The organism is Lutimaribacter pacificus, from assembly GCF_900142185.1.
Lineage (GTDB): Bacteria > Pseudomonadota > Alphaproteobacteria > Rhodobacterales > Rhodobacteraceae > Lutimaribacter > Lutimaribacter pacificus.
This window is the reverse complement of record NZ_FQZZ01000001.1, coordinates 1,006,646-1,022,330: the sequence shown is the minus strand read 5'-3', so window position 1 is coordinate 1,022,330 and position 15,685 is coordinate 1,006,646. Positions and strand designations below refer to the sequence as shown.

The following is a 15,685-nucleotide window of genomic DNA, read 5'->3' as shown; positions in this document are numbered from 1 at the left end:
GAGCGCCGGTCAGTCCAGCAGCCAGGCGAAGGCGCGGCGCAGTTCCGCCGCGCCGTTTTCACGATACCAGCGCCCATGCGCCAGGATCACACGTTCGGGCGCCCAGCCGATCATGCGCTGCACCTGTGCGCGCAACCGATCCCTGTGACCGGCAAAGCTGGCGCGCATGTCGCGCGGCATCGCCCCCGGTTCGCTGACCCCGCCAAGGCGGGCCAGCGGGCGGAACCACCAGGGCAGTTTCGCGGGCTCGAAATTCTCGATCAGGTCGGTCAGGATCAGGGTTTGGGACGCGCGGTGAAAGAACACCGCCTCGTGATGCACCCGGCTGCCTTCCACGATCATCTGGTCGATCTGGCCCGCCCAGCCGGGCGGCGCGTCCTGCGTCAGGTCGTGGTCGATGCGGATATCGACCCCGTGCGACGCCGCCCGCGCGGCCACACCCGGCGCGGCCCAGACCTGCGCCTGCGGCAGCGCCTTCTGCCAGTCGGCGATATGGGCATAGTGTATCCAGTTCGGCGCGATCAGGTGGCGGATCGGGCCAAGCGCCGCGATCCGCCCCTGCAGTTCGGGCGACCAGCGGGTCGGCGAATGCAGCCAGATATCGCCGTTTTCCAGCCGCAGGATGGTGGCGCGGGTGGAAAACGGCAGCTTGTAAAAGCGGATGACCGGCCCGTCCACCACCCAGATATCCCGCGCCACCGGCTTGGGCGTATCGAGCGGCGGATAGGTCGGATCGCTCATTCGGTGACGGTCACCTTGGTCATCACGTCGGGCTGGCCGACCACCGCGCCGTTGCGGCCCTTGCCGCGCTTGATGGCGTCGACGATCTCCATCCCTTCGGTGACGCGGCCGACGACGGTATATTGTCCGTTCAGGAAATGCCCCTCGTCGAACATGATGAAGAACTGGCTGTTGGCGCTGTCGGGCGATTGCGAGCGGGCCATGCCCACGACGCCGCGGTCAAAGGGGATGTCCGAGAACTCGGCCTTGAGATCGGGCTTGCCCGACCCGCCCATGCCGGCCATGCGCATGTCTTCGCCCAGCTTGCCGAATTTCACGTCGCCGGTCTGCGCCATGAACCCGTCGATCACGCGGTGGAACACCACCCCGTCATAGGCGCCCTCGGCGGCCAGTGTGGCGATGCGTTCGGCATGGCCGGGGGCCACGTCCTCGAGCAGGTCGATGGTGACGGTGCCGTTGGCCTCGCCCTCGACCTGGATTTCGATGCCGGTGGCGGCGGCCGGAGTCGCCAGCAGCACCAGCGCGATCAGGGCGTTACGCATCGGCGGCCACCTTGACCGAAATCATGCGGTCGGGGCTTGCGGGCGGCTCGCCACGGGTGATGGCGTCGACATGTTCCATGCCGTCGATCACGCGGCCATAGACGGTGTATTGCCCGTTCAGGAAATGGTTGTCCTTGAAGTTGATGAAGAACTGGCTGTTGGCCGAGTTCGGGTTGGCCGACCGCGCCGCGCCCAGCGTGCCGCGATCGTGCGGCAGCTTGGAAAACTCCGCCGGCAGGTCCGGCAGGTCCGATCCGCCGGTGCCCGCGCGCGCCGGGTTCCAGCCGTTTTCCATGTTGGCATGGGCCACATCGCCCGTCTGGGCCATGAAGCCGTCGATCACCCGGTGGAAGGCCACGTTGTCATACTGGCCCGCGCGCGCCAGTTCCTTCATGCGCCCGGCATGTTCCGGCGCCACGTCGGGCAGCAGCTCGATGGTGACGGTGCCACCCTTCAGTTCCATCAGGATGGTGTTTTCGGGGTCCTTGATCTCGGCCATATGGCGCTCCTTTTCAGATGTTTGCGCAAACCTAGGCGCGCGCGGCGGGAAAGCCAAGCACAGAGGTTGACGCCTGCGCGGCATCACGCCATGACGACGCCCGGAGCCGGTACGAGGGAGTGCGATGATGACGTGGAAGACGCTGGATGACATGGACCTCGCGGGCAAGCGCGTGCTTGTGCGCGTGGATATCAACGTGCCGGTGGATCATGGCCGCGTCACCGACGCCACCCGGATCGAACGGATCGTGCCGACGGTGCAGGACATCCTGGCCCGCGGCGGCCACCCGATGCTGATCGCGCATTTCGGCCGGCCCAGGGGCAAGGTCGTGCTGGACATGAGCCTGCGGGTCTGCGTGCCGGTGCTGGAGGACAGGCTGGGCCGCAAGGTGCGCTTCGTCGAAACGCTGGAAGCCGCCGAGAACCTGCCCGAAGAGGCCCGCGCCGCCGACGTGCTGCTGCTGGAAAACATCCGCTTCCACCCCGGCGAAGAGGCCAACGACCCCGAATTCGCCGCACGGCTGGCGAAGCTGGGCGACATCTATTGCAACGACGCCTTTTCCGCCGCCCACCGCGCCCATGCCTCGACCGAGGGGCTGGCGCGGCTGCTGCCCTGCTGCGCGGGGCGGCTGATGCAGGCCGAGCTCGAGGCGCTGGAGGCCGCGCTTGGCAAACCCGCGCGCCCGGTGATGGCGGTGGTGGGCGGGGCCAAGGTCTCGACCAAGCTGGAACTGCTGGGCAACCTGGTGGAAAAGGTCGATCAGCTGGTGATCGGCGGCGGCATGGCCAACACCTTTCTTGCGGCGCAGGGCATCGGCGTGGGCAAGTCGCTGTGCGAACACGAGATGACCGATACCGCGTCCGAAATCATGGCCAAGGCGCAGGCCACCGGCTGCGAGATCATCCTGCCGGTGGACGTGGTGGTGGCGCGCGAATTCGCCGAAGGCGCGGCGCATGACACCGTTCCGGCAACGGAATGCCCCGAGGACGCGATGATCCTCGACGCCGGGCCGCAATCGGTGGCGCGGATCGTCACCGCGCTGGAAGCGGCGAAAACCCTGATCTGGAACGGCCCGCTGGGCGCGTTCGAAATCGCCCCCTTCGACGCCGCCACCAACGCCGCCGCGAAACGCGCGGCGGAACTGAGTGCGGCGGGATCGCTGGTGTCGGTCGCGGGCGGCGGCGACACGGTGGCCGCGCTGAACCGCGCCGGCGCGGCGGACGGGTTCAGCTATATCTCGACTGCCGGGGGCGCCTTCCTGGAATGGATGGAGGGCAAGCTGCTGCCGGGTGTCGCCGCGCTGGACGACGCGGCCTGACCGGCGGCGCGGAATTGCAAGAAAGGCCCCGCTGGCTTAGACATGCCGGGGTCATGAACGAATGGTTTGAAACGGGGACGGACAGACGATGAACGCGGCACAGGCAGAGCAGATGCGCAACGGCAAGGGCTTTATCGCGGCGCTCGACCAGTCGGGCGGCTCGACGCCCAAGGCGCTGCGGCTTTACGGCGTGGCCGGGGATGCCTATGCCGGCGAGGACGAGATGTTCGACCTTGTCCACCAGATGCGCACCCGCATCGCAAAGGCCCCCGCCTTTACCGGCGACAAGGTGATCGGCGCGATCCTGTTCGAAATGACGATGGAGCGCGACATGGACGGGATACCGACCGCGCGCTTCATGTGGGAACAGCGCGGCGTCGTGCCCTTCCTGAAGGTCGACAAGGGGCTGGACGAGGAACGCGACGGCGTGCAGCTGATGAAACCGATGCCCGGCCTCGACCCGCTGCTGACCCGCGCGGTGGCGGCGGGCATCTTCGGCACCAAGATGCGCTCGGTCATCAATGCCGCCTCGGCGCCGGGCATCCGCGCGGTGGTCAGCCAGCAATTCGACATCGGCCGCCAGATCCTTGCGCACGGGCTGGTGCCGATCATCGAACCCGAGGTCACGATCTCGATCCCCGACAAGGCTGCGGCCGAAGATATCCTGCTGGCCGAGCTGCGCGCGCATCTGGACGCGCTGCCCGACGGGGTGCAGGTGATGCTGAAGCTGACCCTGCCCGAGCAGCCGAACCTGTATAAGCCGCTGGTCGAACACCCGGCGGTGATGCGCGTCGTGGCGCTGTCGGGCGGCTACAGCCGCGACGAGGCCAATGACCGGCTGGCGCAGAACACCGGGATGATCGCCAGCTTCAGCCGCGCCCTGACCGAGGGGCTGAGCGCGCAGCAGACCGACACCGAATTCAACGACACCATCGCCGCCGCGATCGACGGAATCTACCGCGCCTCCGTCGCGGGCTGAGGGCGGGGACCAGGGGGCATTGCCCCCTGTCGGGCCTGCGGCCCGAATAGAGTATTTGCCGGAACGATGAAAAGGCGGGTCCGGTCAGCCGAGCCGCGCCAGTATTCCATCGGTATCTATGCCCGACACCGCGCCCGGCACATGCCCGCGCTGCCCGTCCAGCCGCGTGGCGATGAAGCCCTCGGCCACGGCGGTGTTTTCCAGCTCCAGCAGGTAGGCGGCGGCCAGCAGGTTGGCGGCGCTTTCGGCGAACCAGCGCGCCTCGGCCTCGGGCGGCAGGGCGGGCCAGCGATCCTGATGCGCCTTGAGCGCCGCGTCGAACCGCGCATCACGGCCGATATTGGCGTGCAGCCGCGCCATCAGGGTTTCGGCGGCCAGCGGCTCCCTGACCAGCGTGCGCAGGATATCGAGGCAGATCACGTTGCCCGACCCTTCCCAGATGCCGTTGAGCGGCGCCTCGCGGTACAGCATGGGCATCGGCGTTTCCTCGATATAGCCCATGCCGCCCAGGCACTCCATCGCCTCGACGATCATCACCGGCGCGCGCTTGTTGGAAATGAACTTGGCCAGCGCCACCGCGATGCGGGCGAAGGCGCGGTCGGCCTCGCCCTGCCCGTCGAAGGCGCGCGCCGCGCCGAACCCCAGCGCCAGCGCCGCCTCGGCCTCGAGCGTCAGGTCGGCCAGAACGGCGCGCATCAGCGGCTGGTCGATCAGCCGGCGCTGGAACGCCGCGCGGCCCGACACCCACCAATGCGCCTCGGACAGGGCGGCGCGCATCAGCCCGGCGGGCGCCATCGCGGTATCGAGCCGGGTGTGGTGCACCATCTCGATGATGGTCCTGACGCCCTGCCCCTCCTCGCCCAGCCGCCAGGCCATCGCGTCGTGATATTCGATCTCGGACGAGGCGTTGGCGCGGTTGCCCAGCTTGTCCTTGAGCCGCATCAGGTGCATCCTGTTGCGCCCGTCCTCCAGCCAGCGCGGCACCAGGAAACAGGTCAGCCCGCCGGGCGCCTGCGCCAGCGTCAGGAACCCGTCGCACATCGGCGCCGAGCAGAACCATTTATGCCCGCGCAGCCGGTAATGATCGCCCTCTTGCGTGGCGATGGTGGAGTTGGCGCGCACGTCGGAGCCGCCCTGTTTCTCGGTCATCGCCATACCCATGGTCGCCGCCCGCTTGCCCGCCACCGGCGCGATCGACGGGTCATAGGCGCGCGCCGTCAGCTTCGGCAGCCAAAGATCGGCCAGCGCGGGGTTTGCCTGCAACGCGGGCACGGCGGCATAGGTCATGGTCAGCGGGCAGGACACCCCCGGTTCCACCTGCGCCATGTAATAGACCAGCGCGGCATGGGTGGCGTGCCCGCCCTGGTGCCCCTCCCAGGGGTGGGCGGCATAGCCGTGCTCCATCCCCATCCGCATCAGCGCGTGATAGCCGGGGTGGAATTCCACCTCGTCGCAGCGCCGCCCCGAACGGTCGAACAGTTTCAGCCGGGGCGCGTCGCGGCGGGCGTTCTCGGCGTGTTCCCACGCCTCGGCGGTGCCAAAGGCCCCGCCGGCACGGGCCAGGGCGGCGGCATCGGCCCCGGCCCATTGCGCGGCCTCGCGCAGCGCCTTGTCGCCCGCCCACAGGTCGCGGTCGCCGCGCGGAACGGGCTGGTTGATGACTTCGTGGGTGGCAAGTTCGCTATGCGGTGCGCTGGTGACGGTCATGGTGGGTCCTCCTGCGCGAAAGGATGCCAAAGCGGCGGGCGCCGGGCCAGCCTGACGCGGCGTTCCGGCGGGAAATGGCCAAAAAACTTATGCCTTTCGGAAAAAGGGGGATTCACAGTGCGAATCACTTATGCCATTGTCATTCCAACGCGCCCGCAGAGGCGCAGGACGAGGCAGTTTTCGGTATTTCCATGACGCGGCGCAAAACCCCGGCAATCGGCATCCTGGCATTCTTCGCCGTGGCGTTCTCGATGGGCGCCTATTTCACCTTTGCCGCCGTGCAGGGCGATTACGGGTTGTTCCGCCGCGCCGAGATCCAGGCCGACAGCGCCAACCTGAAGGCCGGGCTCGACCAGTTGAACGCGCAGGTGACGCGGATGGAGAACCTGACGCATCGCCTGTCGGACGAATATCTCGACCTCGACCTGCTGGACCAGCAGGCGCGCGATGTGCTGGGCCTGTTGCGCGCCGACGAGATCGTCATTCGCTGACATCCCGCCCCGGCCCCCTCCCTTGCCGCGGGAAATTCCTTCTCGCCAAGTTGATCGGGATGCGATATGAATAGTTTAACGCTAAACTATTGTCATTCGCGGAGGGAGGCGCAGCATGGCTGCCAGGAAAACCCAGGCAAAACCGAACGTATCGGCCGATGAGCTGAAACAATATTACCGCGACATGCTGCTGATCCGGCGATTCGAGGAAAAGGCCGGCCAGCTTTACGGCATGGGCCTGATCGGCGGGTTCTGCCACCTCTATATCGGGCAGGAGGCCGTTGTCGTCGGGCTGGAGGCCGCCGCCGAGGACGGCGACAAGCGCATCACCACCTACCGCGATCACGGGCACATGCTGGCCTGCGGGATGGACCCCAAGGGCGTCATGGCCGAGCTGACCGGGCGCGAGGGCGGCTATTCCCGGGGCAAGGGCGGCTCGATGCACATGTTCTCGAAGGAAAAGGATTTCTACGGCGGCCACGGCATCGTGGGCGCCAACGTGCCGCTGGGCGCCGGGCTGGCCTTTGCCGACAAGTACAAGGGCAACGACCGGGTGACCTTCACCTATTTCGGCGATGGCGCATCGAACCAGGGCCAGGTGTACGAGACCTTCAACATGGCCGCGCTGTGGGATCTGCCGGTGATCTTCGTGATCGAGAACAACCAGTACGCTATGGGCACGTCGCAGAAACGCTCGACCTCGACGCCGGATATCTACACCCGGGGCGAGGCGTTCGGCATCCCCGGCGAGGCGGTCGACGGCATGGACGTTCTGGCCGTGCGCGACGCCGGCGCCAAGGCGGTGAAACACTGCCGCGCGGGCAAGGGCCCCTATATCCTGGAAATCAAGACCTACCGCTATCGCGGCCATTCGATGTCGGACCCGGCGAAATACCGCACCCGCGAAGAGGTGCAGAAGATCCGCGAGGAAAAGGACGCCATCGAACATGTGCGCGACCTGCTGCTGCAGGGCAACCACGCCACCGAGGACGACCTGAAAGCGATCGACAAGGAGATCAAGGCCATCGTCAACGACAGCGCCGATTTCGCCAGGGAAAGCCCCGAACCCGCGCTCGACGAGCTGTGGACGGACATTTACGCCGACACGGCGCCGCAGAACGCGTGACGGGAGGAGACAAAGAACATGGCTACTGAAATCCTGATGCCCGCCCTGTCGCCGACGATGGAAGAAGGCACGCTGGCCAAGTGGCTGGTGAAAGAGGGCGACACCGTGTCCGCCGGCGATATCCTGGCCGAAATCGAAACCGACAAGGCCACGATGGAGTTCGAGGCCGTCGACGAAGGCACCATCGGCAAGATCCTTGTCACCGAAGGCACCGAGGGCGTGAAGGTCAACACCGCCATCGCCCTGCTGCTGGACGAGGGCGAAAACGCCGACGACCTGCCCGACGCCGCCCCCGCCGCAAAGGCGCCGGACGCACCGGCCCCGGCGCAGGCAAAAAGCGCCGCGCCCGACGCGGCGCCCACGGAAACCCCGCAGCCTGACCGCAGCCCCGACTGGCCCGAGGGCACCGAGTTGAAGAAGCAGACCGTGCGCGAGGCGCTGCGCGATGCGATGGCCGAGGAAATGCGCAGCGACGACACCGTGTTCGTCATGGGCGAGGAAGTGGCCGAATACCAGGGCGCCTACAAGATCACCCAGGGGCTGCTGGACGAGTTCGGCGCCAAACGCGTGATCGACACGCCGATCACCGAACATGGCTTTGCCGGGATCGGCGTCGGTGCCTCCTGGGGCGGTCTGCGCCCGATTGTGGAATTCATGACCTGGAACTTCGCGATGCAGGCCATCGACCAGATCATCAACTCGGCGGCCAAGACGCTTTACATGTCGGGCGGTCAGATGGGCAGCCCGATCGTGTTCCGCGGCCCCAACGGCGCCGCCGCCCGCGTAGGTGCCCAGCACAGCCAGGACTACGCCGCGTGGTATGCGCAGATACCGGGGCTGAAGGTGGTAATGCCCTACTCGGCCTCCGACGCCAAGGGCCTGCTGAAATCCGCGATCCGCGATCCCAACCCGGTGGTGTTCCTGGAAAACGAGATCCTCTACGGCAAAAGCTTCGACGTGCCGGTGCTGGACGATTTCACCATCCCCTTCGGCAAGGCGCGCGTCTGGCGCGAAGGGTCCGACGTGACGCTGGTCAGCTTCGGGATCGGCATGACTTATGCGCTGGAAGCGGCCGAGAAACTGGCCTCCGACGGCGTCGAGGCCGAGGTGATCGACCTGCGCAGCCTGCGCCCCATCGACTATGACACGGTGCTGGCCAGCGTGATGAAGACCAACCGCTGCGTCACCATCGAAGAGGGCTGGCCCGTGGGCGCCATCGGCAACCACCTGGGCGCGGTCATCATGCAGCGCGCCTTCGACTATCTCGACGCGCCGGTGGTGAACGTGACCGGCAAGGACGTGCCGATGCCCTATGCCGCCAATCTCGAACGCCACGCGCTGACCTCGGTCGACGAGGTGATCGCGGCGGTCAACCAAGTCACCTACCGCTAAGGAGGACGCGCGATGCCCACGGAAATCCTGATGCCCGCCCTGTCCCCCACGATGGAAGAAGGCACGCTGGCCAAGTGGCTGGTCAAGGAAGGCGATACCGTCAGCGCCGGCGACCTGCTGGCCGAGATCGAAACCGACAAGGCCACGATGGAGTTCGAGGCCGTGGACGAAGGCGTGATCGGCAAGATCCTCGTGCCCGAGGGCAGCGAGGGCGTGAAGGTCAACAGCCCCATCGCCGTGCTGCTGGACGAGGGCGAAAGCGCCGATGACATCGGCAGCGATGCCGGCCCGGCCAAGGCGACCGAAAAGGCCGCCCCCGCGAAGGACGAAGAGTCCGCACCGGCCGCCGCGCCCGAAACCGCCAGTGCCCCGCCCGCGCCGAAGGATGCCGATGGCGGGCGCATCTTCGCCTCGCCGCTGGCCCGCCGGATCGCCGCCGACAAGGGCCTCGATCTCGGCCAGATCGCGGGCAGCGGCCCGCGCGGCCGGATCGTCAAGGCCGATGTCGAAAGCGCCGCGCCCGGCGCGCAGCCGGCACAGGCCCCCGCGGGTGCGGCCCCGACCGCCCCGGCCCCTGCCACCCCGGCGGGTCTGGGCACCGAAACCGTGCTGAAGATGTACGAGGGGCGCGACTACGAGGAAATCAAGCTCGACGGGATGCGCCGCACCATCGCCGCGCGCCTGACCGAGGCCAAGCAGACCATCCCGCATTTCTACCTGCGCCGCGATATCCGCCTGGATGCGCTGCTGAAATTCCGGGCCGAGCTGAACGCCCAGCTCGACCATCGCGGGGTCAAGCTCAGCGTCAACGATTTCATCATCAAGGCCTGCGCGCTGGCGCTGCAGGCGGTGCCGGCGGCCAACGCGGTCTGGGCCGGCGACCGTGTGCTGCAGCTCAAACCGTCGGACGTGGCGGTGGCCGTGGCGATCGAGGGCGGCCTGTTCACCCCCGTGATCAAGGATGCCGACACCAAGACCCTGTCGGCGCTGTCGGCGGAAATGAAGGATCTGGCCGCCCGCGCCCGCGACCGCAAGCTTGCGCCGCATGAATACCAGGGCGGCAGCTTTGCGGTGTCCAACCTCGGCATGTTCGGGATCGACAATTTCGACGCCGTGATCAACCCGCCGCACGGCGCGATCCTCGCGGTCGGTGCGGGCGTGAAGAAACCCGTGGTCGGCAAGGATGGCGAACTGGCCGTCGCCACGGTGATGAGCGTCACGCTCAGCGTCGATCACCGCGTCATCGACGGCGCGCTGGGGGCCGAACTGCTGCAGCAGATCGTCGACAACCTGGAAAACCCGATGGCCATGCTGGCCTGATCCTCCGGCCCGCAAACAAACAAAAACCGCCCCGGCGACGAACCGGGGCGGTTTTTTCTGTGCGACCTTGCGACTGACGTCAGAGCGCGTCTTTCAGGATCTGGTTCATCGTGACCGAAGGCTGCGCGCATCCCGCCTCGCCCACCACCTTGGCCGGCACGCCCGCCACGGTGGATTTCGGCGGCACGTCATGCAGCACGACCGAGCCCGCCGCGATACGCGAACAATGGCCGATCTGGATATTGCCCAGCACCTTGGCGCCCGCCCCGATCAGCACCCCGTCGCCGATCTTGGGATGGCGGTCCTCTTCCTCCTTGCCGGTCCCGCCCAGCGTCACCGAATGCAGCATCGACACGTTGTCGCCCACCACGGCGGTTTCGCCGATCACGATGGAATGGGCGTGGTCGATCATGATGCCGCGCCCGATGCGGGCGGCGGGGTGGATATCGACGCCGAATATCTCGGATGTGCGCATCTGGAAGAAATAGGCCATGTCGCGCCGCCCCGTCGTCCACAGCCAATGTGCGATGCGATAGGCCTGCAATGCCTGGAAACCCTTGAAGAACAACAGCGGCTGCAGGAACCGGTGGCAGGCGGGGTCGCGATCATAGACGGCGGCGATATCGGCCCGCGCGTCCTGCGCCAGTTCCGGCGCGTCGCGATAGGCCGCATCGCAAATCTCGCGGATCAGCTGCTCCGACATCTCGCCCGACGCCAGTTTCAGCGCGCAGCGATAGGCCAGCGCGCATCCCAGCGAATCGTGGTGCAGAACCGAGGAATGGATCAGCCCGCCCAGCAGCGGCTCGTCCTTGACGGCCTGTTCCGATTCGTCGCGTATCTGCGACCAGACCGGATCGATTTCGGCCAGTCTCTTGCGCGTTTCAGCCATGTCGACGCTCCTTTGCTGCGCTGACTATAGCAGATAGACTTCGGTGGCGAAAACGCAAACCCGTGATGGGACGGGCCACGGATATGGATGACGTGGCGGTGGGGCGGATTTGCGCACGCCTCCTCGTGCGGCACGACGAGATCGGGGCGCAACAGAGGGCATCGCACGGCCGCGGTCGGGCGACCCGACGGTTGTGGCTGGCATTTTATGGTGCAGCCACACCCTCCCTCAGACCGTGGCACTGGCGGCGACCAATCGCCCGGCCGGGGGGCGGCCGTGCGATGCCCGGGCCGCTTGCGCGGCTGTTCCGGGCGGGTGCGTCAATCGCACGTCGGCTTCGCTCGCATTGCCGCCCTCCGGTTGCACTTACCCCGGACACATCCGACGACTCCCGGCACATGGATCATGGCGAACGGCGCGCACCCGATCCCACGACGCCCGAATGCATATCCTGCGCGACAGGATCACCCGCCCGCGCCGCCAGCACCTGCAGCACCGCGATCAGGCATTGCAGGTAGCGGCCATCGCTCAGCGGCGGCTCGGGCGGCAGGAATGCGCCCGCCACCACCGCCCGCAGCGTGCCGTCGCCCCAGCGCGGATGCGCCCGCCCATGCCTTTTGCGATAAAGGTCGGCCGCCTGCGCCCTTTCGACGATCCGCACGACAGCCGCCCCGCGCGCGCCGGGCGGCACCCGCAGAAGGTGCCGCGCCACCGCCACCAGGTCGCCATGCATGACGCGCCGCACGGGTCAGGGCGCCGAAACCGCGCAGCGTGCGAAATAGCCCGGCCCGACCTCTGCCGAGACCTGCGCCACGGCCAGTTCGAACGCGGCACCGCCCGTATCGGCCAGTTCCGTCGCCGCATCGTAGGACCAGCCCGGTTCCGCAATCATGACCTCTCTCAGGATCGCCCCGCCCTGCGTCACCCGCACAAGATACTGTTCGCGCTCCTCGCCCAACGGCACGTCGATGCCGTCCCAACTGTCCCCGCCGGTCCTGGTTCGCCGCATCCACGAAACGCCCAGCACCCCGTCGGCCCCGCGCCGGGCGCGCAGATGCGCCGGTGCATAGGGTCGCAGCCCCACCCCGCCAAAACCCAGTTCATGGGCCGTGTAGGACGGGTCATCCACCGGCCACCGCGCCGGCCCGACACGGAAATGCCGTGCAACACCGCGCGCGGCCGCCGGCAGCGCAAGCTGCGCGGGTGCCCCGTCCATCAGCACGAACCGCGCGCCCACCGGCCAGATCGGCGCCATCGCCCCGTCGCTGCCGAACTGCCCGCGCAACAGCTGCCGCAACAGGTAGACACCGTCGCCCAGCGGCTCCGCCTGCCGGAACTGCACCAGCTCCCAGCCGTCGGGCGCACCGTTGCCGATCGCCGCCATGTTGCCCCCCGCCAGCAGCGCGGCCTGCGAAATGCTCTGCAACGCGCCCGAGATCAGCCGCACCCGCAGCTCGCCGGCCCAATGCATCCGCCCCACCGGCCCTTGCTGCAAGGGCGTTTCCAGCACCCCCATGACGGCCTGCGCCGCCACCACGGTATTCAGCGCGAAATCCGCCCCGGTCGCGCTGTCATAAACCGCAACGCTGCCCGGCCAGGGCACGGCCGACACCGCAAGATGCGGGCTGTGCGGCGCCTCGTCCCCGCGCATCAGCGGCAGGTCCATGAAGGCCGCCTCGACCGGCACCGGCGACACGAAGGGCGCAAGCCGCACCACCGCCTCGTCCAGCTCGGCGGGCGCGTAGACGCCCGGCTCGGTGCGCACCGCCTCGATGATCTGGTAAGGTCCCTGCTCGACCCGGTCGATGCGGAACCGCCCGGCATCCACCTCCAGCACATCCCCCGCACCCAGCGCCTGGCGCGACGGCGGCAGCGCCAGCCGCAGCGTGTCGCGGGCCACCCGCGATTCCGCCAGCCACCGCTCCAGCACCTGCTGCCCCTCGCGCCGGGTCAGCGCCAGCGCCATGTCCGAGGCCGAAACCCCATGCGTCGCCTCGTCGGGCAGCACAGCCTCTTCCGCGGCCGCCTCGTAATTCGCGTCCGTCTCGACGAACCGCAACCGCACCCGCCCTGCCAGTTCCGCCTCGGCAGCCCGCGTGATCTCCAGCCGCCCGTCGATCTCACCGCTCTCGACCAGCCACGCCTCGTCCAGCCGGGTCACGGGCGCGCCATCCCTCATGCGGAAAACCAGCGTCCCGTCCCGCTCCAGCGCATCGACCCCATAGGCCAGCATCAGCGGCTGCAACGCGCCCCGCGCGGTATCGACATCGGAAACCGTATACCCCCGCACATAGCCGTAAAGCCCCGAGCTATCGACCGGATGCAGCCCGGCCCGCGCGCAGATCTCCTCGACCACCGAGGCCAGCGACCGCCCCGCCATACGCCCGCTGATCCAGTGCCCCCGCGCATAGTTGTCGCCATCGGCCCACAGCTCGCGGTTGCCCGGAAAGAACGGATAGGGCCGCGCGTCCCACGCCCAGACAAAGGCCCGCGACATGTCCACCATCGGCCCGCCATAGCTGTCCGAGACCGGGTTGTTTGCCGGGTCCAGCCAATGCGCATAGCTCGCGCGCAGGTATTGCATCTGGATGAACTCGTCCCGCATCCCGTTCGAGAAATGGGGCATCGCCGATTCCGAGGATTTCGGGTCGAGGAACTTGTTGGGCTGGTTGGTGCCCTTGTCGATCGCCGCGCAACCGAATTCGGTGAACCAGACGGGCTTCGATCCCGGCTCCCACGCGGTCGGTTCGGCCATCCGCTCGCCGCCGATCCGCTCGTGATGCGGGGTCGACCACCAGCTTCGGATATCCTTGTAGCGCCAGATCCACGGCTCACCGTAATCGCCATCGGTGATCGGCGTGCGGATCTGCGCCGCGCGCGCCTCGGGCGAGTGATAGAACCAGTCGAACCCCTCGCCCCCCGCCACGTTGGCGCGCAGGTAGTCGGGGTTATAGATGCTGCCCCACGCCGCGTCGGAGTGGCCGTCGCCATCGCGCCAGTCCGACAGCGGCATGTAATTGTCGATCCCGACAAAGTCGATATCCGGGTCGGCCCATAACGGATCGAGGTGGAAATACCTGTCGCCGCTGCCATCGCCGGGCTGATAGCCGAAATATTCCGACCAGTCGGCGGCATAGCCGATCCTGACATCCGGCCCCAGCAACGCCCGCGCTTCCCCCGCCAGCCGGCGCAGCGCGGCGACAAAGGGAAACCGCTCCGCATCGCCCCGCAACTGCGTCAGCCCCCGCATCTCGGACCCGATGCAGAACGCATCCACCCCGCCGGCGGCGGCACAAAGCGCCGCGTAATGCAGGATGAAGCGGCTATAGCTCCATTCCTCTGGCCCGCTATAGCTGACCGTGCCGTTGCCGATCTGGAAATCCGACGCCCGCACGCTGCCCACGAAGCGCGCAACCTCAGCCTCGGCGGCCGCGCTGCCATCGGGCGATCCGGCCTGCCCCGGCGCCATCGCCCCGGTGATGCGCCCCCGCCAGGGCAGGCGTGGCTGGTCCCCGGCGCCACTCCACGGATCGGTGCGCCCGTTGCCGTCCAGCTGCTCCATCAGGATGAACGGGTAGAACATCACCGCCTTGCCGCGCGCCGCCATGTCGCGGATCGCCTCGGCCACCGACGCATCCGCCGGCGTGCCGCCATAGATCACCCGCCCGTCCTCCTGCGGCACCGTCCCGGCCGCCCCCCGCGACAGGCCCGAAACCCGCCACGGCATCGGCACACCGTCGAATTCCGTCTGCTCGACCTTCGGGCGCAGGCGGCACTCCCCCGCGCGCAGATCGTCGCCGAACCAGCTGACCACCAGCGACACCGCCTCGCAGGCGGGCAGCTCCACCTCCAGCGCGGTTATCGCGGTTTCCATATCCGTGCGCCCCGAGGGGGAATTGACGTTCAGGCTCCGGCTCTGGCCCGGCCCGTATGTCGCCACGACGCGCGACCCCGCCAGCGCATATTCCCCCGTTCCCGGCATCAGCGCGACCGCCTGCACGTTATGGACCGGATCGCGCGCGGGTCCCTTCACCTCATCGGGCCGCAACACCTCGAAGCTGAACTGCGGCACGCGGTTGCCGAACGGCTCCAGCGCCAGATCCTCCATCACCACATAGGCCGTGCCCCGATAGGCCGGCACCGCGCCCATCCCCTCGACCGCCGCGATCGCCGGGTCGGGCAACTGGTCGCGGCTGCCGGTATAGACCCGCATGTTCAGCATCTCCGGCGCCACCTCGGCCCCGTCCGCCCAGACCCGCAGCACGCCGCCGATCTCGCCCTCGCACAGCGCAACCGCCAGGCTGACCGAGTAACTATAACTATAGGTCGTGCTTTGCGGCCGCGCCGGGGCACCCTTGCCACCGCCCCCGCCGGTGGTGGATTGCGCAACGTGCTCGCGGAATGCACTGGCCCAGATCACATGCCCGCCCACCCGCATCCGCCCATAGACCTGCGCAACCGGCACACCCTCCCCGGCCGAGGTGATGCGGAACCGCTCGGTCCGGCCCTGGTGATGCTCCACCGCGTCCGAGCCCTGACCCAGAAGCCGCTGGTCCAGCACACGGCCCAGGCTGGCCCCGGCAAACCGGCCGATGGCGACCGAGGACAGGCCCAGGAACGATCCTCCGACCGAACCACCGATGGCGGCCCCCGCCGCCGACAGAACTATCGTCGCCATGTC

At 68.0% G+C, this 15,685-nt stretch carries 13 protein-coding genes; 6 read left to right on the top strand and 7 right to left on the bottom strand.

The window, feature by feature from the left end; genetic code table 11:
* Positions 1-9 precede the first annotated feature (9 nt).
* Genes F3H87_RS05065 through F3H87_RS05055 form a run of 3 tightly spaced genes read right to left on the bottom strand, consistent with a single transcriptional unit; the run spans position 10 to position 1,782 of the window.
* The gene (locus tag F3H87_RS05065) at positions 10-741 is read right to left on the bottom strand and encodes a DUF4336 domain-containing protein (RefSeq protein WP_149786136.1); all 732 of its coding nucleotides are present in this window, start codon (positions 739-741) and stop codon (positions 10-12) included.
* Positions 738-1,283, bottom strand: a complete 546-nt coding sequence (locus F3H87_RS05060; protein ID WP_149786137.1) for a peptidylprolyl isomerase — start codon at positions 1,281-1,283, stop codon at positions 738-740. The genes F3H87_RS05065 and F3H87_RS05060 overlap by 4 nt, the downstream gene beginning before the upstream one ends.
* Positions 1,276-1,782 carry a peptidylprolyl isomerase gene (locus F3H87_RS05055; RefSeq protein ID WP_149786138.1) on the bottom strand — a complete coding sequence of 169 codons (507 nt, stop codon included), beginning with the start codon at positions 1,780-1,782 and terminating at the stop codon, positions 1,276-1,278. The genes F3H87_RS05060 and F3H87_RS05055 overlap by 8 nt, the downstream gene beginning before the upstream one ends.
* Before the next feature lie 127 nt (positions 1,783-1,909).
* Here F3H87_RS05055 and F3H87_RS05050 point away from each other — a divergent pair, with 127 nt between their 5' ends.
* Together F3H87_RS05050 and F3H87_RS05045 are read left to right on the top strand one after the other, a co-directional pair.
* Positions 1,910-3,100 carry a phosphoglycerate kinase gene (locus F3H87_RS05050; RefSeq protein ID WP_149786139.1) on the top strand — a complete coding sequence of 397 codons (1,191 nt, stop codon included), beginning with the start codon at positions 1,910-1,912 and terminating at the stop codon, positions 3,098-3,100.
* Positions 3,101-3,188: 88 nt separating this feature from the next.
* Positions 3,189-4,079 carry a fructose bisphosphate aldolase gene (locus F3H87_RS05045; protein WP_149786140.1) on the top strand — a complete coding sequence of 297 codons (891 nt, stop codon included), beginning with the start codon at positions 3,189-3,191 and terminating at the stop codon, positions 4,077-4,079.
* A gap of 84 nt (positions 4,080-4,163) precedes the next feature.
* Here the strand turns inward: F3H87_RS05045 and F3H87_RS05040 are convergent, their stop codons facing one another.
* On the bottom strand, positions 4,164-5,786 hold the full coding sequence (locus F3H87_RS05040) for an acyl-CoA dehydrogenase family protein (RefSeq protein WP_149786141.1): 1,623 nt from the start codon (positions 5,784-5,786) through the stop codon (positions 4,164-4,166).
* A gap of 191 nt (positions 5,787-5,977) precedes the next feature.
* Here F3H87_RS05040 and F3H87_RS05035 point away from each other — a divergent pair, with 191 nt between their 5' ends.
* The 4 genes from F3H87_RS05035 to F3H87_RS05020 all read left to right on the top strand — a co-directional run bounded on the left by F3H87_RS05035 (position 5,978) and on the right by F3H87_RS05020 (position 10,115).
* Positions 5,978-6,277 (top strand): FtsB family cell division protein, encoded by a 300-nt coding sequence (locus tag F3H87_RS05035; RefSeq protein ID WP_149786142.1) that lies wholly within the window; start codon positions 5,978-5,980, stop codon positions 6,275-6,277.
* A gap of 115 nt (positions 6,278-6,392) precedes the next feature.
* Complete coding sequence (pdhA, locus tag F3H87_RS05030) at positions 6,393-7,403, top strand: pyruvate dehydrogenase (acetyl-transferring) E1 component subunit alpha (protein ID WP_149786143.1); 1,011 nt, start codon at positions 6,393-6,395, stop codon at positions 7,401-7,403.
* Between the two features lie 18 nt (positions 7,404-7,421).
* The gene (locus F3H87_RS05025) at positions 7,422-8,795 is read left to right on the top strand and encodes a pyruvate dehydrogenase complex E1 component subunit beta (protein WP_149786144.1); all 1,374 of its coding nucleotides are present in this window, start codon (positions 7,422-7,424) and stop codon (positions 8,793-8,795) included.
* Between the two features lie 12 nt (positions 8,796-8,807).
* The gene (locus F3H87_RS05020; RefSeq protein ID WP_149786145.1) at positions 8,808-10,115 is read left to right on the top strand and encodes a pyruvate dehydrogenase complex dihydrolipoamide acetyltransferase; all 1,308 of its coding nucleotides are present in this window, start codon (positions 8,808-8,810) and stop codon (positions 10,113-10,115) included.
* Between the two features lie 79 nt (positions 10,116-10,194).
* Here F3H87_RS05020 and cysE read toward each other — a convergent pair whose 3' ends face one another.
* The 3 genes from cysE to F3H87_RS05005 all read right to left on the bottom strand — a co-directional run bounded on the left by cysE (position 10,195) and on the right by F3H87_RS05005 (position 15,682).
* Positions 10,195-11,004, bottom strand: a complete 810-nt coding sequence (cysE, locus tag F3H87_RS05015; RefSeq protein ID WP_149786146.1) for a serine O-acetyltransferase — start codon at positions 11,002-11,004, stop codon at positions 10,195-10,197.
* Positions 11,005-11,407: 403 nt separating this feature from the next.
* Positions 11,408-11,749: a DUF7742 family protein gene (locus F3H87_RS05010; RefSeq protein ID WP_149786147.1), complete on the bottom strand. Its 342-nt coding sequence runs from the start codon at positions 11,747-11,749 to the stop codon at positions 11,408-11,410.
* 3 nt (positions 11,750-11,752) lie between these two features.
* A complete protein-coding gene (locus F3H87_RS05005) occupies positions 11,753-15,682 on the bottom strand; it encodes a baseplate multidomain protein megatron (protein ID WP_149786148.1) in 3,930 nt (1,309 codons plus the stop codon).
* Positions 15,683-15,685: the final 3 nt, after the last annotated feature.

What these genes read in the sequence shown, in the direction of transcription:
- F3H87_RS05065 (WP_149786136.1), bottom strand. Translation starts at nt 741, where the DNA reads ATGAGCGATCCGACCTATCCGCCGCTCGATACGCCCAAGCCGGTGGCG.
- F3H87_RS05060 (WP_149786137.1), bottom strand. Translation starts at nt 1,283, where the DNA reads ATGCGTAACGCCCTGATCGCGCTGGTGCTGCTGGCGACTCCGGCCGCC.
- F3H87_RS05055 (WP_149786138.1), bottom strand. Translation starts at nt 1,782, where the DNA reads ATGGCCGAGATCAAGGACCCCGAAAACACCATCCTGATGGAACTGAAG.
- F3H87_RS05050 (WP_149786139.1), top strand. Translation starts at nt 1,910, where the DNA reads ATGACGTGGAAGACGCTGGATGACATGGACCTCGCGGGCAAGCGCGTG.
- F3H87_RS05045 (WP_149786140.1), top strand. Translation starts at nt 3,189, where the DNA reads ATGAACGCGGCACAGGCAGAGCAGATGCGCAACGGCAAGGGCTTTATC.
- F3H87_RS05040 (WP_149786141.1), bottom strand. Translation starts at nt 5,786, where the DNA reads ATGACCGTCACCAGCGCACCGCATAGCGAACTTGCCACCCACGAAGTC.
- F3H87_RS05035 (WP_149786142.1), top strand. Translation starts at nt 5,978, where the DNA reads ATGACGCGGCGCAAAACCCCGGCAATCGGCATCCTGGCATTCTTCGCC.
- pdhA (WP_149786143.1), top strand. Translation starts at nt 6,393, where the DNA reads ATGGCTGCCAGGAAAACCCAGGCAAAACCGAACGTATCGGCCGATGAG.
- F3H87_RS05025 (WP_149786144.1), top strand. Translation starts at nt 7,422, where the DNA reads ATGGCTACTGAAATCCTGATGCCCGCCCTGTCGCCGACGATGGAAGAA.
- F3H87_RS05020 (WP_149786145.1), top strand. Translation starts at nt 8,808, where the DNA reads ATGCCCACGGAAATCCTGATGCCCGCCCTGTCCCCCACGATGGAAGAA.
- cysE (WP_149786146.1), bottom strand. Translation starts at nt 11,004, where the DNA reads ATGGCTGAAACGCGCAAGAGACTGGCCGAAATCGATCCGGTCTGGTCG.
- F3H87_RS05005 (WP_149786148.1), bottom strand. Translation starts at nt 15,682, where the DNA reads ATGGCGACGATAGTTCTGTCGGCGGCGGGGGCCGCCATCGGTGGTTCG.